Here is a 494-nt window from a genome sequence, read left to right on the forward strand (position 1 = left end):
TGCGGCGATCCGAAGGCGAGGCCACCTCCACCGGATTGCTGCCATGCTTCGGCGGCGCATTGACCAGTTCTGCCGGATCGAGCCAGGTGCTGCCGTTGTCGCGCCAGATCAGGTCGCCATAGGCGGGATGTTTGTCGGCGTCCGCGCCGTAGTGCACATAGGTTTGCGGGTGATAATACGCGCTTAGCGTGTGGTGGAAGTTTTGGACGTTAGTGATATTGGCGTTATACGTCCACCAGGCATCGTTGTGCTTGCCGGATGGATCGATCAGCTTCGGATCCGTCAGTCGCCACCACGCGTCTTTTTCCCGATAAATGTCATCGTACGGATTTGTCTCCGGCCACTGCAGCACCGGTTCCGTCTGCATCCCCTGCCGAACCTTCAGCCACTTCCGATGGGCCGGATCGCCTTGATCGTTGTAGTACTGGTTGGGCAACAGTTCCATCGCGCCCGGCGAATTGGCAAACACCGCCGTGACCTGCGCGGCATTGCTT

Annotated in this window: 1 protein-coding gene; it reads right to left on the reverse strand. The window is 59.3% G+C overall.

Features of this window, described 5'->3' with window-relative positions; genetic code table 11:
* Nucleotides 1-494, reverse strand: a 494-nt coding sequence (locus tag AC4HNJ_RS21595) for a hypothetical protein (RefSeq protein WP_490481680.1), incomplete at both ends; no start/stop codon positions are given.

Source organism: Dyella sp. SYSU CM1112 (assembly GCF_058216415.1).